General features: G+C 67.1%; 27 protein-coding genes. 12 read left to right on the top strand and 15 right to left on the bottom strand.

What is annotated here, in order from left to right; all coding sequences use genetic code 11:
• Window positions 1–50: 50 nt before the first annotated feature.
• The 6 genes from AX730_RS07325 to AX730_RS07300 form a co-directional block, all read right to left on the bottom strand.
• The gene (locus tag AX730_RS07325) at window positions 51–3,143 is read right to left on the bottom strand and encodes an efflux RND transporter permease subunit (RefSeq protein WP_062354148.1); all 3,093 of its coding nucleotides are present in this window, start codon (window positions 3,141–3,143) and stop codon (window positions 51–53) included.
• A gap of 247 nt (window positions 3,144–3,390) precedes the next feature.
• Complete coding sequence (locus tag AX730_RS07320; protein WP_062354146.1) at window positions 3,391–4,227, bottom strand: LytR/AlgR family response regulator transcription factor; 837 nt, start codon at window positions 4,225–4,227, stop codon at window positions 3,391–3,393.
• 3 nt (window positions 4,228–4,230) lie between these two features.
• Window positions 4,231–5,316, bottom strand: coding sequence for a sensor histidine kinase (locus AX730_RS07315; RefSeq protein WP_062354141.1), 1,086 nt, complete (start codon window positions 5,314–5,316; stop codon window positions 4,231–4,233).
• A 99-nt stretch (window positions 5,317–5,415) separates the two neighbouring features.
• Window positions 5,416–6,060 carry a trimeric intracellular cation channel family protein gene (locus tag AX730_RS07310; RefSeq protein WP_062354139.1) on the bottom strand — a complete coding sequence of 215 codons (645 nt, stop codon included), beginning with the start codon at window positions 6,058–6,060 and terminating at the stop codon, window positions 5,416–5,418.
• 46 nt (window positions 6,061–6,106) lie between these two features.
• The gene (locus AX730_RS07305; protein WP_062354156.1) at window positions 6,107–6,547 is read right to left on the bottom strand and encodes a carboxymuconolactone decarboxylase family protein; all 441 of its coding nucleotides are present in this window, start codon (window positions 6,545–6,547) and stop codon (window positions 6,107–6,109) included.
• Window positions 6,548–6,590: 43 nt separating this feature from the next.
• Window positions 6,591–7,478, bottom strand: coding sequence for an RNA polymerase sigma-70 factor (locus AX730_RS07300; protein ID WP_062354137.1), 888 nt, complete (start codon window positions 7,476–7,478; stop codon window positions 6,591–6,593).
• 114 nt (window positions 7,479–7,592) lie between these two features.
• Between AX730_RS07300 and AX730_RS07295 the strand changes: the two genes are divergently transcribed.
• From AX730_RS07295 to AX730_RS07285, 3 genes are read left to right on the top strand one after another with little or no spacing between them, the layout of a single operon-like run.
• Window positions 7,593–9,110, top strand: a complete 1,518-nt coding sequence (locus AX730_RS07295; protein ID WP_062354134.1) for a fumarate hydratase — start codon at window positions 7,593–7,595, stop codon at window positions 9,108–9,110.
• Window positions 9,111–9,132: 22 nt separating this feature from the next.
• On the top strand, window positions 9,133–9,585 hold the full coding sequence (locus tag AX730_RS07290; RefSeq protein WP_062354131.1) for a GNAT family N-acetyltransferase: 453 nt from the start codon (window positions 9,133–9,135) through the stop codon (window positions 9,583–9,585).
• A gap of 17 nt (window positions 9,586–9,602) precedes the next feature.
• Entirely contained in the window at window positions 9,603–10,241 is a 639-nt protein-coding gene (locus tag AX730_RS07285) for a glutathione S-transferase family protein (RefSeq protein ID WP_062354154.1), read from the top strand.
• Between the two features lie 116 nt (window positions 10,242–10,357).
• Here AX730_RS07285 and AX730_RS07280 read toward each other — a convergent pair whose 3' ends face one another.
• The 4 genes from AX730_RS07280 to AX730_RS07265 form a co-directional block, all read right to left on the bottom strand.
• A complete protein-coding gene (locus tag AX730_RS07280; protein WP_062354127.1) occupies window positions 10,358–11,467 on the bottom strand; it encodes a sterol desaturase family protein in 1,110 nt (369 codons plus the stop codon).
• A 46-nt stretch (window positions 11,468–11,513) separates the two neighbouring features.
• The gene (arsC, locus tag AX730_RS07275) at window positions 11,514–11,933 is read right to left on the bottom strand and encodes an arsenate reductase (glutaredoxin) (protein ID WP_062354124.1); all 420 of its coding nucleotides are present in this window, start codon (window positions 11,931–11,933) and stop codon (window positions 11,514–11,516) included.
• On the bottom strand, window positions 11,933–13,123 hold the full coding sequence (locus tag AX730_RS07270; protein WP_062354121.1) for a phospholipase A: 1,191 nt from the start codon (window positions 13,121–13,123) through the stop codon (window positions 11,933–11,935). Before AX730_RS07270 ends, arsC begins: the two co-directional genes overlap by 1 nt.
• Window positions 13,124–13,192: 69 nt before the next feature.
• Entirely contained in the window at window positions 13,193–13,678 is a 486-nt protein-coding gene (locus AX730_RS07265) for a DUF456 domain-containing protein (RefSeq protein ID WP_062354118.1), read from the bottom strand.
• A 230-nt stretch (window positions 13,679–13,908) separates the two neighbouring features.
• Between AX730_RS07265 and AX730_RS07260 the strand changes: the two genes are divergently transcribed.
• Window positions 13,909–14,118 carry a cold-shock protein gene (locus tag AX730_RS07260; RefSeq protein ID WP_062354115.1) on the top strand — a complete coding sequence of 70 codons (210 nt, stop codon included), beginning with the start codon at window positions 13,909–13,911 and terminating at the stop codon, window positions 14,116–14,118.
• Between the two features lie 90 nt (window positions 14,119–14,208).
• Here the strand turns inward: AX730_RS07260 and AX730_RS07255 are convergent, their stop codons facing one another.
• Window positions 14,209–14,676 (bottom strand): glycine zipper 2TM domain-containing protein, encoded by a 468-nt coding sequence (locus AX730_RS07255; protein WP_062354112.1) that lies wholly within the window; start codon window positions 14,674–14,676, stop codon window positions 14,209–14,211.
• A gap of 146 nt (window positions 14,677–14,822) precedes the next feature.
• Entirely contained in the window at window positions 14,823–15,263 is a 441-nt protein-coding gene (locus tag AX730_RS07250) for a cytochrome c (RefSeq protein ID WP_062354110.1), read from the bottom strand.
• Window positions 15,264–15,339: 76 nt separating this feature from the next.
• Between AX730_RS07250 and AX730_RS07245 the strand changes: the two genes are divergently transcribed.
• Window positions 15,340–16,155, top strand: a complete 816-nt coding sequence (locus tag AX730_RS07245; RefSeq protein ID WP_062354107.1) for a tRNA threonylcarbamoyladenosine dehydratase — start codon at window positions 15,340–15,342, stop codon at window positions 16,153–16,155.
• On the opposite strand, the gene AX730_RS07240 is transcribed toward AX730_RS07245, so the two are convergent.
• On the bottom strand, window positions 16,136–16,903 hold the full coding sequence (locus AX730_RS07240; RefSeq protein ID WP_062354104.1) for a TatD family hydrolase: 768 nt from the start codon (window positions 16,901–16,903) through the stop codon (window positions 16,136–16,138). The two genes, AX730_RS07245 and AX730_RS07240, sit on opposite strands and share 20 nt — an antisense overlap.
• A gap of 3 nt (window positions 16,904–16,906) precedes the next feature.
• Window positions 16,907–17,125: a DUF6116 family protein gene (locus AX730_RS07235; RefSeq protein WP_062354101.1), complete on the bottom strand. Its 219-nt coding sequence runs from the start codon at window positions 17,123–17,125 to the stop codon at window positions 16,907–16,909.
• Between the two features lie 173 nt (window positions 17,126–17,298).
• Between AX730_RS07235 and AX730_RS07230 the strand changes: the two genes are divergently transcribed.
• The 7 genes from AX730_RS07230 (at window position 17,299) to AX730_RS07200 (ending at window position 24,034) form a co-directional block, all read left to right on the top strand.
• Window positions 17,299–18,114, top strand: coding sequence for a glycine zipper 2TM domain-containing protein (locus tag AX730_RS07230; protein ID WP_062354151.1), 816 nt, complete (start codon window positions 17,299–17,301; stop codon window positions 18,112–18,114).
• Between the two features lie 147 nt (window positions 18,115–18,261).
• Window positions 18,262–19,425 carry an acyl-CoA dehydrogenase family protein gene (locus AX730_RS07225; protein WP_062354099.1) on the top strand — a complete coding sequence of 388 codons (1,164 nt, stop codon included), beginning with the start codon at window positions 18,262–18,264 and terminating at the stop codon, window positions 19,423–19,425.
• 84 nt (window positions 19,426–19,509) lie between these two features.
• Complete coding sequence (locus AX730_RS07220; protein WP_062354096.1) at window positions 19,510–20,061, top strand: GNAT family N-acetyltransferase; 552 nt, start codon at window positions 19,510–19,512, stop codon at window positions 20,059–20,061.
• Entirely contained in the window at window positions 20,058–20,546 is a 489-nt protein-coding gene (locus tag AX730_RS07215; RefSeq protein ID WP_157074146.1) for a nucleotidyltransferase family protein, read from the top strand. Before AX730_RS07220 ends, AX730_RS07215 begins: the two co-directional genes overlap by 4 nt.
• The gene (locus tag AX730_RS07210; RefSeq protein ID WP_062354090.1) at window positions 20,536–21,192 is read left to right on the top strand and encodes a glutathione S-transferase family protein; all 657 of its coding nucleotides are present in this window, start codon (window positions 20,536–20,538) and stop codon (window positions 21,190–21,192) included. The genes AX730_RS07215 and AX730_RS07210 overlap by 11 nt, the downstream gene beginning before the upstream one ends.
• 8 nt (window positions 21,193–21,200) lie before the next feature.
• Window positions 21,201–23,462: a thiamine pyrophosphate-dependent enzyme gene (locus tag AX730_RS07205; protein WP_062354087.1), complete on the top strand. Its 2,262-nt coding sequence runs from the start codon at window positions 21,201–21,203 to the stop codon at window positions 23,460–23,462.
• Window positions 23,463–23,491: 29 nt separating this feature from the next.
• A complete protein-coding gene (locus tag AX730_RS07200) occupies window positions 23,492–24,034 on the top strand; it encodes an NADPH-dependent FMN reductase (RefSeq protein WP_062354084.1) in 543 nt (180 codons plus the stop codon).
• A 3-nt stretch (window positions 24,035–24,037) separates the two neighbouring features.
• On the opposite strand, the gene ubiM is transcribed toward AX730_RS07200, so the two are convergent.
• Window positions 24,038–25,270 (bottom strand): 5-demethoxyubiquinol-8 5-hydroxylase UbiM, encoded by a 1,233-nt coding sequence (gene ubiM, locus AX730_RS07195; protein WP_062354082.1) that lies wholly within the window; start codon window positions 25,268–25,270, stop codon window positions 24,038–24,040.
• Window positions 25,271–25,356: the final 86 nt, after the last annotated feature.

The following is a 25,356-nucleotide window of genomic DNA, read 5'->3' as shown; positions in this document are numbered from 1 at the left end:
GCGAGCAACAGTTTGGGCAGGGGGCGCATGAAATTCTCCGGAGCGGGGGATCAGGGAGCGGCGTGGGGGAGGGATGCGTCGGTGGCGACCTGTGCGGGCCGGGGCGTGCGTTCGCCGGCCAGGCGCAGCAGCGCTGGCACCAGGATCACCGTGAAGAGCAGGCTCAGCGCCACGCCGCCGACCGACACCGCAGCGAGCCCGCGATAGATCACGGCGCCGGGCCCCGGATTGATCGCCATCGGCAACGCGCCCAGCACGCCGGTGAGCGCGGCGATCAGGATCGGACGCAGCCGCTGGTCGAGCGCCTGCCTCAATGCGGCGTCCAGGGACGCGCCGCCGGCCTGCGCCTCGCGTGCCTGCGCGACCAGCAGGATGGTGTTGTTGATCACCATGCCCAGCAGCATGATGAAGCCGATCATCGACAGCAGGTCGAGCGTCTGCCCGGCCGCGAGATCCAGCACGCGCAGGCCGGCGACGCCGCCCAGCACCGCCATCGGCAACGTGGCCATGACGAAGGCGCTGTCGCGCAGCGATTTGAACATCGCCGCCATCAGCATGAACAACACCACCAGCGCCAGCGCGAAGTTCGTGCCCATGCTGCGCACCACTTCGCCCAGCCGGTCCGCGCTGCCGGAGATGCGGATGGCCGCGTCGGGCGGCAGCGTGCCGCGCAGCGACGGCACGATCTCGTCGTTGACGATGCCCAGCGCTTCTTCCAGCGACATCGTTGCGGGCGGATCGACCGTCAGCGTCACCGTGCGGCGGCGGTCGATGCGGCGCAGCTGGTTCGGCGCCAGCACGGTGTCGACCTGCGCCAGATCGGCCAGGCTCAGCACGCCACCTTGCGGTGTCGCCAGAGGCGCGGCAGCGAGGCGCTCGACGTCTTCGCCGCGGTTGCTGCGCAGGATGATGGCGAGGCGACGGTCGCCGTTGAAATACTCGCCGAGCCATTGACCATCGCCGAGCGCGCGGACGACGGTGCCCAACTCGGGACGGCGCCAGCCGACTTCAGCCAGGCGCCTGTCGTCCGGGGTGATGCGCAGCTCGGGCGTGCCTGCATCGGCGTTCGGCCAGGCTTGCACGTTGGCGCCGGCGAAGCGGTCCGACAGCAGCTTGCGTCCCGCTTCGGCGGCCCGTGCCAGCGCATCGCCGTCGCCATGCTGCAGGTGGATGGCGATGGCCCGTGCCGATCCGCCGAAGCTGCCGAACAGCTCGCCTTCGCTGGCGAACGCGCGCGTATCCGGGAAGCCGACGACGATCTCGTCGCGGACGATACGTTCCAGTTCGCCGATATCGTCCGGATCCACCACGCGCGCGCCCAGCGTGCCGCCGCCGGGCCACAGGTTGAGGTACCAGTTGCTGAGCTGCGGGCCCTTCCTGCCGTCCATGTAGGGCCGCATGCGCTCCAGCAGCACCGGTGCGATCTCGCGGTTGACGCGCTCCGGGCTCATGCCGGGCGGGAAATTGAAGAACGCATCGACGGCGGCGCGCTTCACCGGCGGCAGGTAATCGATCTGCGGCACCAGCAGTACCACCAGCAGTGCCGGCGCCAGTACCAGCGCGCAGACCCAGGCCCACTGGCGCTGGCGGCCCTCGGTGGTGCGCATGGCCCAGTCGCTGATGCGCGACCACGCGCGGTGCTGTTCCACGTCGTCCGGTCGCGTACGCAGCCAGGTGCCGGCGGCGGCGGGCAGGACGGTGACCGCCACCAGCAGCGAGATGCCGACGGCGATGGAGATGGTCAATGCGAGGTCGGCGAACAGCTGGCCTTCCACGTCGTCCATGAAGATCACCGGCAGGAACACCGCCACCGTGGTCAGCGTGGACGCGACCAGCGCGCCGCCGACCTGGCGCGTGCCTTCCAGGGCGGCGCGGCCTGCCGGCAGGCCGTCCTCGCGCAGGCGCACGATGTTCTCCGCCACCACCACGGCCGCGTCCATCACCATGCCGACGGCGAAGGCGAGGCCCGCCAGCGAGATGACGTTGAGGCTGCGGCCGGTGAGTTGCAGCACGATGAAGGTGGCCAGCAGCGAGATCGGAATCGCGCAGGCGATCAGCGCGGTGGCGCGCACGTCGCGCAGGAACCACCACAGGCAGCCGATGGCCAGCAGCACGCCGGCGGTCAGGCTGCCGGACAGCAGGCCGAGCGCACGGTTGATGAAGACGGAGGCGTCGAAGCTCTGCGCGATATCCAGGCCAAGCGGCTTCAGCTCTTCATCGCGCACCTCGGCGACGACGCGCTTTACCTCGTCCAGCGTATCCAGCACGTTGGCGCCGTTCTCGCGCAGGACGCGCAGGCCGATCGCCGGATTGCCGTTCTGGTAGGCGAAGAAGCGCTGCTCCGGCCGTTTCACTTCCACGGCGGCCACATCGCCCAGGCGGACGGGACGCCCCTCGCGCCAGGCGAGAATCAGCTCGCCCATCGTGTCCGGTGAATAGCGACCGGCGAAGCGCAGCACGTACTCGCGGCGGCCCGCTTCGACCACGCCGCCCGAGACATCGGTGGCGCGTGCCGCGACCGCCGCGACGTCCGGCACCTGGATGCCGAGTGCGGCGGCGCGTTCCAGGTCGAGGGTGATGGTCAATTCGTCCTGGGCACCCCCGTTGATCTCCACGCCGGCCACGCCATCGACCGAGGTCAGGCGCGGCACGATGCGGTCCTCGATCAGCTGCCGGTAGTCGAGGATGTCGCCGCTCGTGCCGGGCAGTTTCTGCACGAAGAAGAACGTCAGCGAGTTGTTGGCGTTGTCCGCGCCGGCCTGCACGACCGGCGGCGTCGCATCGCGCGGCAGCGGTTGCAGGCGGTTCATGCGCGACAGCACTTCCACCAGCATCGCGTCCATGTCGCTGCCGACGGCGAAGGTCAGGTTGATGAAACTGTTGCCGGCGTTGACGTTGGAGGCGATCTCTTCCAGTCCCGGCAATCCCTGCATCACGGCTTCGATGGGTTCGGCGATTTCCGATTCCATTTCCTGTGGCGACGCCGCGCGCCACGAGGTCTCGATGGACATCTGCGGCCGTTCGATATCGGGGAACAGCTGCAAGGGCAGCTTCATCAGGCTCAGCAGGCCGAACGCGCAGACCATCGCCACGACGACCGCGACGGCGGCCGGATTGCGCAGGGAAGCATCGGTGAGTTTCATCGTGCGGGTCCGCGTGGTGGTCGGCGGTGCGCACGATGCGCGCGTCTTCTCGCGCGGCTATGGCCCGGAAGTCATGCGATGCGCCGGGTTGCGGCGAGTCGTGAAGGCGGTACGGCGAACCGAGTGTTGAGAATCCGCGTTACGTGCGGTTGCCGAAGCCGTCGTGGGAGCGACGTCAGTCGCGATGGACGCATCAAGGTCCTTCATCGCGACTGACGTCGCTCCCACAAGAAAGGTCCGAGGCTGCCTACAGCAGCATCGCCAGCTTGTCGCGGTGGCTGCGCGACAGCTTCAGTTCCTGCCCGCAATCGAGCAGCAGGAAGCTTTCGCCGTTGGTGTGCGGACGCATCTCGACCACGCGGCGCGCATGGACGATGGTGGAGCGGTGGATGCGCGGGAAGCGTTGCGGGTCGAGCTGCTTTTCAAGCTCGCGCATGGTGGCGCGCAGGATCAGGGTGTTGCCGTTCGGCGCGTCGCCGTCGGTGTGGATGCACATGTAGTCGCCGGCCGCGTCGATCCAGCGGATGCTGTGCAGGTCGACGCGCACGGTGCGGCCGCCATCGCGCACGGCGAGTTTTTCCTCGCGGCGCAGCAGGTCCAGTGCATCGGGTTTGAGCGCTTCGTCCAGGTCCAGCGGCGGCCGGCCGCTGAGTTCGCCCAGCAGGCCGAGCAGGTGCGCGCAATGGCCGCTGGCCTCGCGCTGCGCGCGGGCCTGGCGCACGCGCACCAGGGCCTGAGCCAGGCGCGACTCTTCCACCGGCTTGAGCAGATAGTCGGTCGCCGAGGCCTCGAACGCACGGATGGCGTAGTGGTCGTAGGCGGTCACGAAGACCACCAGTGGCATTTCGCTGGCGGGAATCGCGCGCAGGGTCTGGAAGCCATCCATGCCCGGCATCTGCACGTCGAGGAACATCAGGTCCGGGCGCTGCGCGCGCAGGCCGGCGATGGCCGATTCGCCGTCGCCGTAGTGGCCCACGATCTCCACGTCGGGATGGGCGGCCAGGCGGATCTCGAGGCCGCGACGGGCCAGCGGCTCGTCGTCGACGACGATGGCGCGCAGCGGTGCCAGGGCGTTCGCGTCCATGCCTCAGTCCGCCAGCGTCTGCGCGGTGTCGAACGGCAGGCGCAACGTCACCTCGATGCCGCGTTCGAGATTGCGCACGGAGAACCCGCTGGCCTCGCCGTACAGCACGTGCAGGCGCTCGCGCGTGTTGCGCAGGCCCACGCCCTTGCCGGGCGGGAGCTGGTCGCCTTCGAGGGCGCTGCAGCCGGGGCCATCGTCGGTGACCCGCAGCACCAACTGGTCGCCGTCGCGTTCGGCCGTGATCCGCAGCAGGCCGCCGGCGATCTGCTTGGCGACCGCGTACTTGATGGCGTTCTCCACCAGCGGCTGCAGCAGCAGGCTGGGCAGCAGGGCACGCCAGCAATCCTCGTCGATGGCGGTCTCGATGCGCAGGCGTTCGGCGAAGCGGATCTTCTCGATGTCCAGGTACAGCGTCAGCGCATCCAGCTCCTGCCGCAGCGTGACGCGCTGCATCGGGTCGTTGTCCAGCGAGTGGCGCAGGAACGAGGACAGGCCCTGCACCATGCGGTTGGCGGTGGCGTTGTCGCGGTCCAGGATCAGCGTGGAGATGGCGTTGAGCGTGTTGAACAGGAAATGCGGGTTCAACTGGTAGCGCAACATCTTCAGCTGCGCCTGGTGCGCCATGCTGCGGGCGGCGAGCGCGCGCGCGGTTTCGTCCTGCAGCTGCTGGTAATACTTGATGCCCATGTACGCACCCACCCAGGCCAGCAGCACGTAGATGTAGCCCAGCGAATAGGCGATGAACTCCAGTTGCGTGGTCGGCTTGCAGGTCTCGCAGAAGTCGACCAGCACTTCGCGGGTGACGAAATCGATGACGGCCGAGCTGACCAGGATCAGCGGCACCATCAGCACCAGCAGGCGGCGTGGCGGCAGGCTCCAGCCGCTTTTCAGCACGTAGCGCAGGCCCAGCGTGACCAGCGCGCCCATGGTCGCGGCGGTGGCGGGCACCACCCAGTATCCGGACGGTTTGCCGTGTGCAACCGCATACAGGCAACCCTGGGCGACGTACGCGCCCCAGCCGGTCAGGTGCAGCAGCCAGAAGACGTGCTGGCGCGGCAGGGCCAGCGGATGGGAGGTGGCGATGGCCATGGTGTCGATCAGGACGCAGGTGGCGCCATGCTACCGCCCCCTTCGTTGCGTGCCTGCACGGCTTGTCGGCGTCCGGGCACGCTTCGGCGCATCGACGCGCTACTTCAACGGCCCGGGTGGTTCCCCGTCGCCACCCGACTGCAGGGCGACCGGCAGGTGCCAGCCGTAGGTGACCGCCATCATGCGCAGGCCGAAGCACAGTCCAGCACCCACTAGGGCGCAGGGCAGAGCGGGAAGCGACAGCCAATGACCGAGCGCGACGATCAGCGCGCCGGCCAGTGCCGCCACCGCATACAGCTCGGCGCGCAGCACCAGCGGCACCTGCGCCAGCAGCACGTCGCGGGCGATGCCGCCCCCGATGCCCGTCAGCATGCCCATCCCGGCGGCCATCGGTGGCGAGATGCCGTACTCCAGTGCTTTCTGCGTACCGGCTACGGCGAACAGCGCCAGTCCCATGGCGTCGAACAGGCGAACGGGATGGTGGAGTTTCTCGATCTGGGGCGCGCGGAAGAACGTCACGATACCGGCGGCCAATGAGGTCACCGGATAACGCCAGTCGCTGAGCGCTGCGGGTGGCGTGGCGCCGATCAGCAGGTCGCGGGTGATGCCGCCTGCCGTGGCGGCGATGAACGACAGCACCAACACGCCGAAGATGTCCAGGCGCCGGCGCACGCCCAGCGTGGCGCCGCTGAGCGCGAACACGAAGGTGCCGACCAGGTCGAGGATGAGGACGAGGGTATCCATGCCGGCATTGTGCCGCCGGCATGGCGGGCCTGCGAGCCTCGACCGGTCAGGCCAGAATCGGCTGCATGCCTACGCCCAGGCGGTTCCAGGCATTGATGATCGCCACGGCCATGGTCAGCTCGGCGATGCCGTGTTCGTCGAAGTGCTCCTTCAGGGCCTCGTACGTGCTGTCGTCCGGTGCGCCGGAGGGCAGGGTGGTCAGCTGTTCCGCCCATGCCAGCGCGGCGCGCTCGCGCGCATCGAAGAAACGGCTGTCGCGCCAGCCGGCCAGCGTATGCAGCTTGCGCGACGTCACCCCGGCCTTGACCAGGGCACTGCTGTGCATGTCCATGCAGTAGGCGCAGCCGTTGATCTGGGACACGCGCAGGAAGACGAGTTCGAGGAACTCCTTCCCCAGCACGCCGTTGTGCACGGCGGCGCTGGTGGCGTACAGACCGCGGATGGCGTCGGGAACGTGCTTGGGATAATCGACGCGATGGAACTTCATGTTCATGGCAGTGGCTCATGGGTGGCCAACATGGCCACCTTCATTACCAGGACGCGCCCGCGTCGCCGGCCGTGACATTCGCGCCCAACTTGTCCGGATTGATCACCGAGTACAGCTCGATGATCCGGTCGCCGTCGCTCACGGCCACCATCACGGCCACGAGCCGGCCGTTGCGGTAGCGCAGGATGGCCGGCTCGCCGTTGACCCTGCCCATGCGCCACGTGATGGCCGGATCCTGCCGGCGATACGCCGCCCAGAACAGGCGTGCGATACGCACGGCGCCGAGCAGTGGACGGGTGACCGCCTGCGCCTTGCCGCCGCCGTCGGAGACCAGTTGCGCGTCTTCGCGCAGCAACGCGGTGATCGCCGGCTGGTCGCCGCGACGCGCGGCGTCCATGAAACGCTCCAGCAGGCGCCGATGATGTTCGGGGGCCACCTCGAAGCGCGGCCGCCCCGCCTGCACGCGTTCGCGCGCGCGGTGGACCATCTGCCTGCAGTTCGCCTCGCTCTGTCCCAGCAGCGGCGCGATCTGCGCGTAGTCGTAGTCGAAGGCTTCCTTCAGCAGGAAGGCGGCGCGTTCTTCCGGGCCAAGCCGTTCCAGCACGGCCAGGAACGCCAGCGAGACCTGTTCGGCGACGTCGGCGGAATGCTCGGGCGTGGGGGATTCGTCGATCTCGGACGGTTCGGGCAGCCACGGGCCGATGTAGCGTTCGCGCTGCGTGCGCGCGGCGCGCAGCCGATCGATGCCCAGGCGGGTGGCCGCCGTGACCAGCCAGGCTTCGGCATCGCGGATGCCGGCCTTGTCCACCTGCTGCCAGCGCAGCCAGGTGTCCTGCAGGACGTCCTCGGCATCGCTGCGGCTGCCGAGCAGGCGGTAGGACAGCCCGAACAGGCGCGGACGGTGGGTTTCGAAGGTGGTTTCGGCGTTCATGCGACCAAAGACGGGGCAGGGCGACGGGGCGTGACAACCGGGCAGGGAGTCACTTTGGCCTAAAATGGGCGCTTCCGCCCGCTACCCCACCGGCAGCCCCCGGCCTTACGTCCCATGACCTCGATCAAGCAAGAAGACCTCATCCAGTCCATCGCCGACGGCCTGCAGTACATCAGCTACTACCACCCGGTCGACTACATCAAGAGCCTCGCCTCCGCGTACGACCGCGAGGAATCGCCGGCGGCGAAGGACGCCATCGCCCAGATCCTGATCAACTCGCGCATGTGCGCCGAGGGCCACCGTCCGATCTGCCAGGACACCGGCATCGTCACCGTCTTCCTCGAGATCGGCATGGATGTGCGCTGGGACGACGCCACGATGGGTGTCGAAGACATGGTCCACGAGGGCGTGCGCCGCGCCTACAACCATCCTGACAACAAGCTGCGCGCCAGCGTGCTGGCGGACCCGGCCGGCAAGCGCACCAATACGAAGGACAACACGCCGGGCGTGGTCAACGTCAAGGTCGTGCCGGGCAACACCGTCGATGTGATCGTCGCCGCCAAGGGCGGTGGCTCGGAAGCGAAGTCGAAGTTCGCCATGCTCAATCCGTCCGATTCCATCGTCGACTGGGTGCTGAAGACCGTGCCGACGATGGGCGCCGGCTGGTGCCCGCCGGGCATGCTCGGCATCGGCATCGGCGGCACCGCCGAGAAGGCGATGCTGCTGGCGAAGGAATCGCTGATGGAGGCCATCGACATCACCGACCTGCAGGCGCGTGGTGCCAGCAACCGTGCCGAAGAGTTGCGCCTGGAGCTGTACGAGAAGGTCAATGCGCTCGGCATCGGCGCACAAGGTTTGGGTGGCCTGACCACGGTGCTCGACATCAAGGTCAAGGATTATCCGACCCACGCGGCCAACCTGCCGGTCGCGATGATCCCGAACTGCGCCGCCACGCGCCACGCGCACTTCACCCTCGACGGCAGCGGCCCGGTGATGCTGGATCCGCCGTCGCTTGAAGACTGGCCCGAACTGACTTACGACGCCTCGAAAGGCCGCCGGGTCGACCTCGACACGCTGACCCCAGCCGATGTCGCCAGTTGGAAGCCCGGTGAAGTGCTGCTGCTCAACGGCAAGCTGCTGACCGGCCGCGACGCCGCGCACAAGCGCATGGTCGACATGCTCAACAAGGGTGAATCGCTACCCGTCGATTTAAAGGGTCGTTTCATCTACTACGTGGGCCCGGTCGATCCGGTGCGCGACGAAGTCGTCGGTCCGGCCGGCCCCACCACCGCCACCCGCATGGACAAGTTCACCGAGCAGGTGCTGGCGCAGACCGGCCTGCTGGGCATGGTAGGCAAGGCCGAGCGCGGCCCGACCGCCATCGAGGCGATCCGGAAGCATCAGTCTGCCTACCTGATGGCAGTGGGCGGCGCCGCGTATCTGGTGTCGAAGGCGATCAAGGCAGCGAAGATCGTCGGTTTCGCTGACCTCGGCATGGAAGCGATCTACGAATTCACCGTGCAGGACATGCCGGTGACCGTGGCCGTCGATTCGCAGGGCACCTCGGTGCACCAGACCGGCCCGAAGGAGTGGCAGGCGCGGATCGGCAAGATTCCGGTGGTGGTCGGCTGATCCATCGCATCGACGCCACGCCATGATCACGATCAGGCCTGCCACGACCCGCGATCACGCGACGTTGCTGGCCGTGTGGCTGGCATCGGTGCGCGCGACGCACGGCTTCCTGACCGAGGCCGACATCCAGTCGCTGCTGCCGGTCGTGCGCGACGTGGCCTTGCCGGGACTCGAGGTGTGGCTCGCGGAACTGCCCGACGGCATTGCGGGCTTCGTCGGTCTGACCGATGCGCACGTCGAGGCGCTGTTCGTCGATCCGCGCTTCTTCCGGCGCGGCTGCGGCCAGGCCCTGCTGGCGCATGCACGCTACCGCAAGGGTCCGTTGACGGTGGACGTCAACGAGCAGAATCCTTCCGCACTTGCGTTCTACCAGGCCAATGGTTTCGAGGTGGGCGGACGCTCACCCGTGGACGCCAGTGGAAACCCCTTCCCGCTGCTGCACCTGCACGAGCGTCATTCCGCTCCTCACCTGTGATCGTTCCGGAGTCCGTCATGCCGAACACCACGCTCTACTACTCCCGCAGTACCGCCAGCCTGGTCGTGCACTGGTTGCTGATCGAGCTCGGCATTCCGCATGAGCTGCACGAGCTGGACTTCGACAAGCGCGATCAGAAGTCGGATGACTACCTGAAGCTCAATCCGGCCGGCGTGGTGCCCACGCTGGTGATGGACGGGCAGGTGATCACGGAAACAGCGGCGATCCTGATGCACCTCGCCGACACGCATCCGCGCGCGGAACTGGCGCCGGCGATCGCGAGCATGCAGCGGGCGCAGTACTACCGCTGGATGCTGTTCTGCGCCAACACGCTGATGCCGGCGTACCGCGCATGGTTCTATTCGGACGAGATCGCGGGCGAGGCCAACATCCAGGCCGCGCAGGATCATGCGCGGGCGAAACTGGAAATGGCGTGGGGGCAGGTCGCCGACCACCTTGGCGCGCACGGCCCCTACCTGCTGGGTACGCAGCGCAGCGCGGCCGATTTCCTGTTGACCGTGCTGATGCGCTGGTCGCGCAACATGCCGATGCCGACGGACGCGTGGCCGGTGCTGCAGGCCTACGCGCAACGAATGAAGGCGCTGCCGAGTTTCAGGGAAGTCTATGCCCGCGAGGGGCTGACGGACTGGACGTGATCGCGCTTCGTGTTGTGGGAGCGACGTAAGTCGCGAAGGCCCCGCGATTGAACCCAAGCGGGCCGATGGAGAAAGCTCGCGACTTACGTCACTCCCACAGCGATCATCGCGTTGTATCAGTCCACGTATTCGTCGAACTTTTTCCCGCCCTGGAACGGCATCAGGTGCTGGCGCAGGATGCCGCGCGGCACCGTCTCCAGCTTCATCACGCCGTACTCCTCTGGCCAGTCTTCCTGCCTGGACGGCAGCTTGAACGTGCCCATCAGCATGTCCACCAGCGGCAAATGGATGGCGTAGTTCACGTCCAGGTAGTCCTTGTGCCGTGCGTGGTGCCAGTGGTGGTAGCGCGGCAGCACCAGCAGGTACTCCAGCCAGCCGAAGCGGACGCCGAGGTTGGCGTGCGCCAGCACAGCCTGCAGGCCGACCAGGATCACGTACGCATTCACCGCCGGCGTCGAGAAGCCCAGTACCAGCAGCGGCAGCAGCACCGCGCTGCGGGTCAGCACGATCTCGACGATATGGATGCGCGAACCGGCCAGCCAGTCCATCTCGCGGCTGGAGTGGTGCACGGCATGGAAGCGCCAGAGCCACGGGATGTTGTGGTACGCACGATGCAGCAGCGCCTGCGCCAGGTCGGCGACGAACACCGCGATCAGGAACTGTGCCCACACCGGCAGCGACTGGATCGCGGCCTTGAGGGCGGGGAAGGCGGCCAGCCCGGCGATCGTCGAGGTCGACGCGGTCACCATGATCAGGATGAACTGCACCAGCATGTGGCTCATGAAGAAGTAGGTGACGTCGGTGCGCCAGCCCGGACGCAGCGGCGAAATCCGGCGCTTGCCCAGGTAGTGCTCCATCGGCACGAACACCAGCGCCGAGAAGAACAGCGAGATGACGAACCAGTCCAGTCCCAGCGAATACGGGGTCTTGCCGATCGCATCGAACTGCACGTTGGTGCCGCCCAGCAGCACGGCGAGCGTGGCACTGACCACGCCGATCATCGCGATGCGCTTGTTGCGGTCGCGCAGGATCGCCCACGTACCCATGCCGAACGCGGCCGCCAGCCCCACCAGCAGCAGGTGGCGGGCGAACTGTTCGTTGTAGGCCGCGCGGAATTCCTTGCTGGTCAGCAGTTCCGGAAAATGGAAGCAGGCCACGGCCATCAGGCTGAGCAGGCCCAGCAGCGCGGAGGAGTAGGCGAAGAACGAACGGCGTTGGCGTGGCATGGAGCTTCCTTGGCAGGCGATGCGGGTACCTGCGCGGGATCTTACGTCAGGCGATGCGATTTCCGTCCGCATCGACGACCGGCTCGCCGTCTTCCTTGCTGAAGGCCCCGCGCTGTGGCTGGGGCAGGATGTCGAGCACCTCTTCCGAGGGGCGGCACAATCTCGTTCCCAGCGCGGTGATCACGATCGGCCGGTTGATCAAGACCGGATGCGCCAGCATCGCATCGATCAGCGACGCATCGCCTGCGTCGGCGAGGCCGAGTTCGGCGTAGAGGGCTTCCTTCGTGCGTACGGCATCGCGGACTGGCACCTGCATGGCGGCGATCAGTCCCTGCAGCGTGGCGCGGTCGGGCGGCGCCTTCAGGTACTCGATGACGTGCGGCTCGATACCGGCATTGCGGATCAGTCCCAGCGTGTTGCGCGAGGTGCCGCAGGCGGGGTTGTGGTAGATCGTCACGTCGTCCATCAGTACCAGTCCAGCAGCGAGATGCCCAGGCCCACGTAGGTGGCCTTGTGGTTGTAGTCGATCAGGCTCTCGCCATAGCCATGGAAGACCTGCACGTGGGCGCGGAAGGCGCGGCTGATGGGGAAGCCGTAGTCCAGCTGCAGCGCCCCGTACGACTCGTCGCCGCCACGCAGCGAGTGCCGGCCGAGCACGGTGAACACGTGGCCGTCGCGCGTGTAGGTCAGCATCGCGTCGCCGCGGCCGATGTAGTTCTCGATGTCGGGATTGTCGTCGTCATTGCCGTCGGGCACGCGGTACCACGAGCGCAGCACGAGTGCCCAGTTCTCGCGATCCATTCCCACCGTGCCGATGACGCGGTTCCAGCTACGCGACAACGGATCGCTGCGGCCGTTCGACTGGTGGTTGAAGGCGATGCCGGTCATGCGTCCCTTCCAGCCGGCGATGCCGTAGTTGCTGCGGAACACGAGCATCACTTCCGGCTCGTAGTTGGTCTCGCGGAACGGACGCGACTCCTCGCCGTTGTAGACCTGCCAGCGCGAACTCTGCGTATAGGCACCCCAGATATCGCCGTTGTCGCCGAACACGTTCTCCGCGAACTTGGTCTTGAAGCTCAACTGGAACTTGGCCTCGATGTCCTGCAGTTCCTGCGCCTCGGTGACCGTATTGTCCGGATTGGGCGAAGACGGCATTTCATTGACCCGGCTGGTCCAGAACGCAGGCAGCAGGTACATGGGTTTGTAGGCGCGCAGTTGGAACACGCCCAACTTGGAATCCTTGGCCAATTCCCAGCGGCTGTCGAGCAGCGAGCCGCGGCCGGCGTTGGCGATCAGGTCGGCTTCCGCCGCTTCGTCGACACGGAACCATGCGCCCATGCGTCGGCGTGCGCGCTGGCTGAGTGGTAGATCCTGGCCGGCTTCGGTTTCCGCTGTGGCGCGTGCTTCAGCTCGGGCCTGGGCACGCGCTTGTGCTTCGGCTTCCTTCGCCGCCAACGCCTGCGCGTCGGCATGGCGGGTGTCGGCCGCGGTTCGACCCAGCGCGGCGTCGTAGCAGGCCAGGCGCGCGGCATCGTTCTCCAGCAGGAAGCACGCCTCCGCTGGTGTCGCTTGGCTCGAATCCGCATCCTGGGCCTGGGCGCCCAGCGGAAAGGTAACTCCGATTACCAGCGGCAGCAGGCGGATGCGATGCGTCATGCAGGAACTCGAACGGTGGGGGCGCCGCCATTCTGCCAGCCGGCGACGGCCTGACGAAGCAGGACCGGGTCAGAAGATCCAGGCGAACACGAACAGGCCGAGCATGGCGAACGCCAGGCCCAGTTTCAGCACGACGCCCAGGACGATGCCGAGCCACGTACCCAGGCCCACCTTCGTTGCCTGTCGCAGCTCGCGGCCGTGCCACAGTTCGCCCACCAGCGCGCCCACGAACGGACCGGCGAGCAGGCCGATGGGCATGAAGAACAGGCCGGCGAACGTGCCGATCACTGTGCCGACCAGCGCCTTGCGGCTGGCACCGACCCGCTGCGCGCCGATCGTGGTGGAGAAGATGTCGGCCGCGAACGACAGCGCCGTCAACAGGCCCAGCACCACCAGCGTCACCCAGCCGATCTGCTGGAAGTCCCCCGCCCATGCCGCCAGCAGCATGCCGGCGAACACCACTGGCAGGCCGGGCAGGGCGGGCAGGATCACCCCCGCGATGCCCACCAGGATCAACACCACGGCCAGCGCGTAGTACAGCATCTGGATGTCCAATAAAATCTCCTAGCAAATCAAAGGGTTGGAGGGGGGTTGACTTTTTCTTTCGCGCGTTTGCATTTTGCCAAATGCCGGGTTACTGTGCGGCCGCTGCCGTTGCCAAGGTCACCGTGAATCGTGGCCTGATGGGGTAGATCCATGATCCGCTGCATCCTTGTACCTCGCTTCCTCCTTGCAACCAGCCGCCCAGCAGGACGTATCCACCACCCGTTCCAAGGAGCAAGTAGATGCCTGATCGTGAAACCGGAACCGTGAAATGGTTCAACGATGCCAAGGGGTTCGGCTTTATCAGCCGCGAAAATGGCGAGGACGTGTTCGTGCATTTTCGCGCCATCCAGACCCAGGGCTTCAAGAGCCTGAAAGAAGGCCAGAAGGTCAGCTTCACCGTCGTGCAAGGCCAGAAGGGCCTGCAGGCAGATGCGGTGGAGCCGGTCTGAGGTCGTCGGCGGCACCGTGCGCCCGCGCGGATCCCGCAAGAAAAAGCCCGGCAGATGCCGGGCTTTTTTGTAAACGCATGCCGGGAACGATCAGCGGATCACCACGCGACCATTCTGGATGCGGACATAGGTGTTCTCGCGAACGCCGCCGAGGTCATGTTGGCTGATCGTCACGCGGCGACCATCGTCCATGCGCACGGTGACGTTGTAGGTGTCGCCGGTGGTGCGGTTCTGGATCGCATTGCCTGCTGCAGCGCCGGCGACCGCGCCGGCCACGGTCGAGACATTCTTGTTGCCCTCGCTGCCGCCGGTCCGGCCGGAAATCTGGCGGCCCGCGACGGCGCCGACGATCCCGCCCAGCACGGCGCCCGTGGCAGACGGGGCGTTGCGGCCCGACGACACCACATCGATGCGTTCTACGATGCCGCAGTCTGCGCAGTAGCGGTTTGCCGGCGCGCTGTTGTAGCCACCGCTGCTGCTGTAACCCGGTGAGGTGCTGGCGCAGCCGGCGAGGGCGACGGTGGCGGTCAAGCCGATGGCGAGCAGACGCATGTTCATGGGAGCCTCCTGTGGGTGGTGGTGTGGCCCGACGTCATTGCGCGGTGCCTTGGCAGCGCATGCTCCACATGGGTGCGTGAACACGACGACAATCGGGCCGCTTGCGCAGCCCGGATGTCAGGTTCGATTCAGATGCGCGGCCCCACCTAGCCGCGGAAATCCTGATGGCAGGCCTTGCAATCGCTACCGATCTTTTCGACCAGCGCGCTGGCCGCACTGCATTGCGTAGGCGGAGCACTCAGCGCGGCGTCGAGGTCTGCGCGGAACTGACTGGTGTGGTTCTTGAAGCGCTGGTCGTCGGCGATGCCGGGGAAGGCCATCTCCAAGTCGTTCGCCATGGCTCGCAGCGTGCGCACATGGGGGATGGTGTCGGTGGCGGCGCAGCGGTTCTGCTTGACCTTGTCGGCCAGTTGACCGGAATGCTTGGCCATCACGTGCATCACGCTGTCCGGGAACGGATCCTGGCGTGCCTGGATGGCGCGCAGCGCCATGACCGTACAGATGGCGCCCACCACCAGCCCGATCAGGAACAGGAAGAAGTACCGGGATGCGGCGGAGGGCTTCTTGGTCTCGGGTTGGCTGGCCATGCGGCGGGCTCCTTGTAAGTGACGCCGCGATGGTACGACGCGCGTCACGGTTCGCGCCACGGCTTACACTGGAGACATGAAGAAAGAACTCAGGGACCGGTTCGCCGGAATCGACCGCCTGTATGGCGTGGGTGCGGTTGAGCGTCACGCGGCCGCGCGCGTGGCCGTGGTGGGCATGGGCGGCGTGGGCTCGTGGGCGGTCGAGGCGCTGGCGCGCTCCGGCATCGGCCATCTGACGCTGATCGATGCCGATGACATCTGCGTGTCCAACACCAATCGGCAGCTGCCCGCGCTGGAAGGTCACTACGGGCAGAACAAGGCCGAGGCGATGGCCGCGCGTTGCCGGGCGATCAATCCGCTGATCGAGGTCGACGTCGTGCCGCAGTTCCTCACTCCGACCAACATGGCCGATCTGCTCGATCGCCGGTTCGACCTCGTGCTCGACGCCTGCGACAGCTTCCGCGTCAAGGTGGAGATGATCGCCTGGTGCCGCCGGCGCAAGCTGCCGATCGTCGTATCCGGCTCGGCCGGTGGTCGCACCGATCCCACCCAGATCCGCCTGCGGGATCTTTCGCGCACCGAGCACGACGCGTTGCTCGCGCTGGTGCGCAAGAAACTGCGTGCGGAGTTCAATTTCCCGAAGAACAAGGACCGCTACTTCGGCGTGCAGGCCGTGTACTCGCTGGAGAACGTCAAGTATCCGCAGGCCGACGGCAGCGTTTGCGGCCTGCGTCCGCAGCTGGGTGCGGACGCCGCGCTGAAGCTGGATTGCGGCGTCGGCCTCGGTGCGGCCACCCACATCACCGGCGCGTTCGCGTTCGTGATGGTGGGCAAGGCGCTGGAACTGCTGGCCAAGCCGTCGAAACCGGCCGTCAGCGCAGCGGCAGGCTGAAAAGACGCTCGGCGTTGCGCGTCGTCGCCGCGGCGATCTCGCCAGGCGACTGGGCGCGAAGCTCCGCGATCACGTCACGGACCGCGGTAAGCCGGGATGGCTCGTTGCGCTGCCCGCGGATACCCGCGTCGGGCTGGTCGGGCGCATCGGTTTCCAGCAGCAGAAACTCGAGTGGCATCGTGCGGGCGAGGGTGCGCAGGCGGTTCGCGCGCTCATAGGTCACCGGTCCGCCCAGTCCGATCATGAAACCCAGCTGCCACAGCTGTCGGGCCTGCTCCGGGCTGCCGGAGAAACTGTGCACCACGCCGCGCAGGCGGCCGATGCGTTTGACCGACGCGATCACTGCATCCACCGCGCGCCGCGCATGCACGATCAGCGGCAGGTCGAACTCCCGCGCCAACTTCAGTTGACCGTCGAAGTAGCGCTGCTGTTCGTCGGCATCCAAGCCGTCGACGAAGAAGTCCAGCCCGCACTCGCCGATGGCCACCGGTCGCTCGCGCTCGATCCAGCCGCGCAGATCATCGAGGTGCGCGGGACGGTGGTCGGCGAGGTACATCGGATGTAGTCCGTAGGCAGGGAACAAGCCCTCATAGCTCGCGCACACTTCGCGCAGCTTCGACCAGGAAGCCGCGGTGATGGCGGGTACCACCTGCCGGGTCACGCCGGCCGCACGTGCTCGCGCCAACGCCGCATCGCGGTCGGCGTCGAACTCCGGCGCGTCGAAATGACTGTGGCTGTCGACCAGCATGCGTCAGCGCTTGGACGGTTCAATCGCCGGCGGCGGTTCCTTGCGCCGCTTCCAGTTGGCCAACAGCAGGGTGCCGAGGCCGAACAGGATCTCGTCTACGAGCGGGAACGGATCGGGCACGAACAGGGTGACCAGGAACAGCGCCGCCGTCACCTTGAACAAGGTCGGGTAGCGCAGTTTTCGTGCCCACTCAAGCAATGGCAACAGCAGCGGGTTGGGCATGGCGGGTTCTCTGTTTGGGAGATGGAACGCGCGCAACGCTAGCATGATCGGCGCGTCGTTGAAGCGTTCATTTTTTGTTCGTTTTCGTGGGCCTCGGCGGGTGCTTTGTTCAGGTTGGCAATGGTGCAATGATGACCAAGATGAATCGGGGACCGCCCGACTTGGAGGCAGCGATGAAGAGCAATACCACTACGATCCTGGTCGCCGTCGGCGCGCTGCTGGTAGGCGGTGTCGCGACCGCAGCCTTCCTGAAAGGAAGCGACAAGAGCCCCGCCGCCCCGGATGGCCTTGTCACGGCAGCGGACGGTGCGCTGGTCGCCGACGATGCGGCAGGCACGGACAACCAGATCCCCGTCGGCACCCTGCAATATGCCGAGGTGGTGAAGGCAGACCCGATCACCAGTTCCGAGAAGCTGTACGCCACCGTGATCGGCACCGAAGCCGTTCGCGAGACCACCACGACCAGTACGCCGCGCGAAGTGTGTCAGGACGTCGCGGTGCAGGAACGCTTGCCTGAGCGTGATGGTAATGTCGGCGGCACCGTGGCAGGTGCCGTGATCGGTGGCCTGCTGGGCAACCAGGTGGGCGGCGGAAACGGCAAGAAGGCCGCAACGGCGGCGGGTGCGGTGGCCGGTGGTGTCATCGGCAACCAGGTCGACAAGCGCCACGTAGGTGGTCGGGTCGTCAACCGTACCGAACGGCAGTGCCGCACCGAGAACGCGACATCCGAGTCGTCACGTGTCACCGGCTACAACGTGACCTACCGCAATCCGGATGGCACCACCGGCACCATGCGCATGGACAGCAAGCCGGGCAACCGTATTGCCATGGGCACGACCGACAAGGTCATCGGTTACGACGTGACCTACCGCTTCGAAGGCAGTGACAAGACGATCCGCCTGGATCAGAAGCCCGGTGATCGCTTGCCGGTCATCGATGGCCAGGTGGTGACGCAGACCGCCAGCGTCGACGCGCCTGGCAAGGGCTGAGGCACCGGTCCCGCACGGGCCTGCGTTTCAACGTGGCACCCCGCAAAGGCCGGCGTTTCGCCGGCCTTCGCTTTGCGGACTGGCGCTTACCGGGTTCGAGGAGCACCGCATACAATGCGGTGAATGACTCCCTCCGGTTGAAGCGCAATGGCCCTGAACCCGTATGACCTGTTCGATGTCCGTTCCCTCCTGAGCGAAGAGGAGCGCGCCGTGCAGGACGCGGTGGCCCGCTTCACCGATGAGCGCGTACGTCCCATCATCGGCGACGCCTTCGACCAGGGCCGGTTTCCGAAGGAACTGGTGGCGGAGATCGCCGAACTGGGCCTGCTGGGCTCTTCGCTGCCCGAGAAGTACGGCTGCGCCGGCCTCAACGCGGTCAGCTATGGCCTGATCTGCCAGGAACTGGAGCGCGGCGACAGCGGCATCCGCAGCTTCGTCAGCGTGCAGTCCTCGCTGTGCATGTACCCCATCTACGCCTACGGCAGCGAAGCGCAGCGCCAGCGCTGGCTGCCCGACATGGCCGCCGGCAAGGTCATCGGCTGCTTCGGCCTGACCGAGCCGCATGGCGGCTCCGACCCGGCCAACATGAAGACCCACGCGCGCCGCGATGGCGACGACTGGGTCATCAACGGCTCCAAGATGTGGATCACCAACGGCAACCTGGCCGACATCGCCATCGTCTGGGCGCAGACCGACGAGGGCATCCAGGGCTTCCTGCTCGAGAAGGGCATGGCCGGGTTCACCGCGCAGGAGATCAAGCACAAGATGAGCTTGCGCGCGTCGGTGACCAGCGCACTGTTCTTCGACAACGTGCGCTTGCCGGATAGCAGCCGCCTGCCCAACGTCAAGGGGCTGAAGGGGCCGCTGGGCTGCCTGACGCAGGCGCGTTACGGCATCACGTGGGGTCCGATCGGTGCGGCCATCGCCTGCCTGGACGAAGTGCTGGCCTACACGAAGGAGCGCATCCTGTTCGATCGCCCCGTGGCGGCGACCCAGAGCGCGCAGATCAAGATGGCCGAGATGGCCCGCCGCATCACCCTGGCGCAGTTGCTGTCGTTGCAGCTGGGTCGCCTGAAGGACGCCGGCACCATGGCGCCGTCGCAGGTATCGCTGGCGAAGTGGAACAACTGCCGCATGGCCATCGACATCGCGCGCGAGTGCCGCGACCTGCTCGGCGGCGCCGGCATCACCACCGAGCACGCTGCCATCCGCCACGCACTGAACCTGGAGTCGGTCATCACCTACGAAGGCACGGAAACCGTGCACCAGCTGGTGATCGGCCGTGAGCTGACGGGCATCAACGCGTTCTGAGGTCGGCAGCTCCCGTTACGGGAGTGAGGTGCAGGGAGTCGAGCGTTGCCGCTCGTCGTGTCCGGTCTCTGACGGGTGGTATCGATGGACCTTGCCAATTTCCAGCTCGAAACCCCGCGCCTGCTGCTTCGCCTGCCGCGGCGGGAAGACTACGAAGCCTGGGCGGCGTTCGGTGCCGATGAGGAAGCGATGCGCTACATCGGCGGTGCCCAGGCCCGTTCGCCTGCATGGCGCAGCCTGGCGGCGACGCTGGGCAGCTGGCACCTGCAGGGCTTTGGCATGTTTTCGGTCATCGAGAAAGCCAGTGGTCGCTGGATCGGCCGGGTAGGACCGTGGCAACCAGAGGGCTGGCCCGGCACCGAGGTCGGCTGGAGCATCGCCCGCGAGGCGTGGGGGAAGAGCTACGCGCCGGAAGCTGCGATTGCCAGCGTCGATTGGGCGTTCGAACATCTCGGTTGGGATGACGTCATCCACACCATCGATCCGGACAACGTCAACTCGAAAACCGTCGCAGCCAAGCTGGGTTCGACCTACCTGCGCATGGATCGCCTGCCCGAGCCGCACCACGAGAAGCCGGTTGAAGTCTGGGGCCAGACGCGCGCGCAGTGGCAGGCGCGCAGGGCCGCGCATCCATGACCGAATCCTCCGCGCTGCACGCAGGCCTGCACATCGCCTTGCCTGAGCTGGCGCGGACGTTCCGCGATCCCTGGTGGATCATCGGCAGTGCTGCAATGGCGCTGATCGGCGTCCCCGACATCGTGCCGCAGGATATCGACGTGCTGTGCAGCCGCGACGATGCGCTCCGGTTGCAGGCAGCATGGGCGGCTCATGCCGATGGGGTTTATCGGCCACAGGACGAGGCACGCTTCCGGTCCACGTTCGCGCGCTTCACGCATCTGCCGATGCCGCTGGAAGTGATGGGCGGCCTGGACGTGATGACGCCGGAGGGCTGGCGCCCGTTGCGGGTGCTGGAGGATGCCACCGTCGATGTGGGCGGTCACGCCATCCGCGTGCCGACACTCGCCGAGCAGCAACGCATCTTCCTCCTGTTCGGGCGCCCGAAGGACCTGGCCAAGGCCGCGCGCGTCGCCGCCTTCCTGGAGGACCGTCATGTCGCCTGAGTCCGTCACCGTCCACGGCATGTCGACATCCGGCAACTGCCACAAGGTGCGCCTGTTGCTGGAGCAGTTGGGTCGTCCCTACGCATGGATCGAGGTCGACAGCGCGAATGGCGCGACGCGCACGCCGGCGTACCTGGCGAAGAACCCCAACGGCAAGGTGCCGATGCTGGAACGCGCCGATGGCGGCGTCCTCGTCGAGTCCGACGCGATCCTGTACTGGCTGGCAGAAGGGACGCCGATGCTGCCCGCCGATGCCTGGCAGCGGGCGCAGGCGTTGAGCTGGCTGTTCTTCGAGCAGTACAGCCACGAGCCGTACATCGCGGTAGCGCGCTTCATCCGCGGCTGGACACCCGTGGATTCCCCGCGCAGGGCCGACCTGCCGCGCCTGATCGAGCGCGGAGAACAAGCGCTGGAAGTGATGGAGAAGCACCTGCGGCGCGCGGCGTGGTTCTCCGGCGACACCTATGGCGTCGCGGACATCGCGCTGTTCGCCTACACCCATTGCGCGGAGGATGGCGGTTTCGACCTGCTCGCCTACCCGCGTATCACCGACTGGCTGGCGCGCGTGCGCGCCACGCCTGGTTTCGTTCCCATGCCGGGGGTGAGCGACGACGTCGCGGCGCGCCTGGCGTTTTCCCGAACCTGAGCGAACACATGACTGCCAACCCGATTCCGGCCCGCATGAAGGGCCTCAACCGCGCTGAGATCTGCGACCAGAACTTCATCGAGTTCGTGAAGGAGTGGAACGGACGGGTCGGCACGACGCCGGCGGCCGGCGACGCCATCCTGCCCGGCAGCGCGCTGGATGCGACCGGCTTCATCGAGTTGCTGGAATCCCAGCTGATCTCGCGCCACCTGGACCTGATGGCGCGCGTACTGCGCGTGCAGAACAAGGTCTTCTACACCATCGGCAGTTCCGGCCACGAGGGCAATGCGATGGTCGCGCGGCTGACGCGGCATACCGATCCCGCCTTCCTGCACTACCGCAGCGGCGGCTTCATGGCCGAACGCTTCCGCAAGCTGCCGGGCATGGACCCGGTGATGGATTCCGCGCTGAGCTTCGCGGCGAGCGCAGAGGATCCTGCGTCCGGTGGCCGCCACAAGGTGTGGGGCAGCAAGCCGTTGTGGGTGCTGCCGCAGACGTCCACCATCGCATCGCACCTGCCGAAGGCATTGGGCACGGCGGTGGCCATCGAGCAGGCGCGCCGCATCGGCCATGTATCGCCGATTCCGGAGGACAGCATCGCGATCTGTTCGTTCGGCGACGCTTCGAGCAACCACGCCACCGCGCAGACCGCGTTCAATGCCGCGGCGTGGACCGCTTACCAGAAGCTGCCGGCACCGGTGCTGTTCGTCTGCGAGGACAACGGCATCGGCATTTCGGTGAAGACGCCGGAGGGCTGGATCGGCCGCAACTTCCGCGACCGCAAGGACCTCGACTATTTCCACGCCGATGGCCTGGATCTGGCGACCGGCTACGGCCAGGTGCAGGCGGCGGTCGAGCATTGCCGTCGTACGCGTCGCCCCACTTTCCTGCACCTGCGCACCACGCGGATCATGGGGCACGCCGGTACCGATTTCGAGATCGAATGGCGTCCGCTGGAGGAGCTGTGCGCGGTGGAGGCGACCGACCCGTTGCTGCGTTCGGCGGCGATCGCGCTGGAATCCGGCCTGCTGTCGAAGGAGGCGCTGCTGGCGCTGTACGAAACCACGCGCAAGCGCTGCTTCGCCGCCGCCGAGGACGCGGACCGTCGTCCGCGCATCAGTACGCTCGAGCATGTGATGGCGCCGCTGGCGCCTTACACGCCTGATGCGGTGGCGGCGGAGGCGGCGCGCGTCGCACCTCACGAGAAGCGGGTGGCCGCGTTCGGCAGCGAGGACAAACTGCCGGAAAAGCTGCCGCCGCGCCACTTGGCCATCCAGATCAACAATGCGCTGCACGACCTGTTCTGCAAGTACCCGGAGACGCTGCTGTTCGGCGAGGACGTGGCGCAGAAGGGTGGCGTCTACACCGTCACCAAGGGCCTGCAGAAGGCGTTCAAGGGCAACCGCGTGTTCAACACGCTGCTCGACGAGACGATGATCCTCGGCCTGGCGCAGGGTTACGCGAACCTGGGCATGTTGCCGATCCCGGAGATCCAGTACCTGGCGTACTTCCACAACGCCTGCGACCAGATCCGTGGCGAGGCGGCCAGCCTGCAGTTCTTCAGCAACAATCAGTACCGCAATCCGATGGTGGTGCGGATGGCCGGCCTGGGCTACCAGCGCGGGTTCGGCGGCCACTTCCACAACGACAACTCGATCACCGCGCTGCGCGACATCCCCGGCCTGGTGGTCGGCTGCCCGTCGCGCGGCGACGATGCCGCCGCGATGCTGCGCACGCTGGCGGCACTGGCGAAGGTCGATGGGCGTGTCAGCGTGTTCCTGGAGCCGATCGCGCTGTACATGACCAAGGATCTGTACGAGGCCGGCGACGGCCAATGGCTGTTCCCGTATCCCGTGCAGGACGAGGCGATGCCGCTGGGCGAAGGCCGCGTCTACGACGCGGATGCGGACGATCTGGTCATCTTCACCTACGGCAACGGCGTGCCGATGAGCCTGCGCGCCGCGCGCAGTGTCGGCAAGAAGCACGGCTGGAAGGTGCGCGTGGTCGACCTGCGCTGGCTGGTGCCGCTCAACGCCGCCTTCATCGCCGAACAGGCGAAGACGGCGAAGCGCATCCTGGTCGTCGACGAGGGCCGGCACGCGGCCGGGGTAGGCGAGGGCGTCATCACCGCGATCACGGAGGCGGGTTATCGTGCGCGCCCGTTCCAGCGCGTGGTGGGTGCGGATACGTACACGCCGCTGGCCGGCGCGGCCTTCCTGGTGCTGCCGGGTGACGAGGACATCGTCGCAGCGGCCGACCGGCTGGCATGATGACTGTCCCCACCCGCTGAGAAACGGTCATGTCCACGCCCCGCATCGGCCTCATCGTCGGCAGCCTGCGCGCCGGCTCGTTCAACCGCCAGTTGGCCGGCGCCGTACAGGCGTTGGCGGGCGACCGCTTCGTGTTCGAAGAAATCGGCATCGCCGACCTGCCGCTGTACGACCAGGACGACGATGCGGACTTCCCCGCCGCAGGCTTGCGCCTCAAGCGGCAGGTGGAAGCCTGCGATGCGTTGCTGTTCGTTACCCCGGAGTACAACCGCTCCATCCCGGGCGTGCTGAAGAACGCCATCGACATCGGATCGCGCCCGGGCGGAAGCAACTCGTTCGCCGGCAAGCGCGCCGGTGTGATCGGTACATCGCCGGGCGCGCACGGCACGGTGTCGGCGCAGCAGCACCTGCGCAACGTGCTGGCGGCGGTGGATGTCGCGGTGCTGCCGCAGCCCGAGATCGCTATCCAGTATCGCGAAGGCCAGATCGACGCGGACGGCGTTATCACCGACGAGCGTCTGCGTCGGCGCCTGCAGTCGTTCCTCGACCGCTACGCGGCCTGGCTGGACTGAGCGTCAGCCAGGCCGCAGCAGCGCGATGCCATCGCGCAGGCGTTGCAGGGGATTCCGATCCAGGGGACGCTCGTCGGCCAACGTGCGCGCCAGCACGCGCCGGAATGGGGTGAGTCGGCGACCGGCGCGCAGTACCGTTTCGCGCACGACGCGAGCCGGCGCCCGATCATTGGTGTAGAGCTCCACGATCGCGCGCGTGGCGAGATACAGCGGGCGTGATCCTCGCCGGTGGCGGCGTTCGTAGCGGGCCAGCCCTTCCACGCCCCCCAGGTCACCGCCACAGCGCAGTGCTTCGCGCGCCATGTCGGCCAGCCGTTCCACGCTGCCGAGCCCCAGGTTGAAGCCATGCGCCGTCACCGGGTGCATGCCCACCGCCGCGTCGCCCACCAGGGCGAAGCGGCGTCCGACGAAGCGGCGTGCGTAAACACCCACCAGCGGATACACGTGCCGGCTGCTCTCCAGTCGCATGTGGCCGAGACGATGCCCGTAGCGCTGCTCGATCTCGCGGGCGAAGGCCTCCACGTCGAGCGCGGCGAGTCGCTTGGCGGCGCTGTCGGGAAGGGTGACCACGACGGAGGCCTGGTGCTCCTGCAGCGGCAGCAGCGCGAGCGTCTGGCCGTGGCCGAACCACTCCCACGCCACACCCTGGTGCGGTTGTTCGTGATGCATGCGGCAGACGAGCATGCTCTTGCCGAAATCGTACTGGTCGGCGCCGATACCCATCGCGCGGCGCGTCTCGGAAAACCGGCTGTCGGCCGCCACCAGCAGCGGCGCCTCCAGCCGCAGGCCATCGCCCAGGGTCACGCAGGCGTGGTCGTCGGTGGTGCGGACCGCATGGATGCGCGCGCTGTCGAACAGGTCCAGGCCGGGCAGGTCGCACACGGCCTTCCATGCGGCTTCGCGGATGCGGTGGTTGGGCACCAGCATGCCCAGCTCCGGCGTGCCGGCCAGGTCGGCATCGATGCGCATGTCGTGCAGGCAGTCGCCCTCAATCACGCGCGCCGCGCGCAACGGCGAGCAGGCGTCGTCCGGCAGGTGCTGCCAGATGCCGAGGTCGCGCAGCAAGCGCATCGAGGCGTGGGTCAGCGCGATCTCGCGGCCGTCGAAGGCGGGTTCGGCGATCGCGGCGCGCGGCTGGCGCTCCACCACGGCGACCTTCAGTTCGAGGTCGCACAGGGCCTTGGCCAGGCAGAGACCGGCCGGTCCGGCGCCGATGATGATGACGTCATGGTGCATGCGCATGCCTCCTGCTCGGGTATCGGGGCAGTCTAGGTCTGCGCGCGCGCGCGTCATTGACGTGGATCAATCGACGCGCGGAAAAG

Source organism: Pseudoxanthomonas mexicana (genome assembly GCF_001556105.1).
GTDB classification, from domain to species: Bacteria; Pseudomonadota; Gammaproteobacteria; order Xanthomonadales; family Xanthomonadaceae; genus Pseudoxanthomonas_A; species Pseudoxanthomonas_A mexicana_A.
The sequence above is the reverse complement of the archived record's forward strand: the minus strand, read 5'-3'. Positions and strand labels throughout refer to the sequence as shown.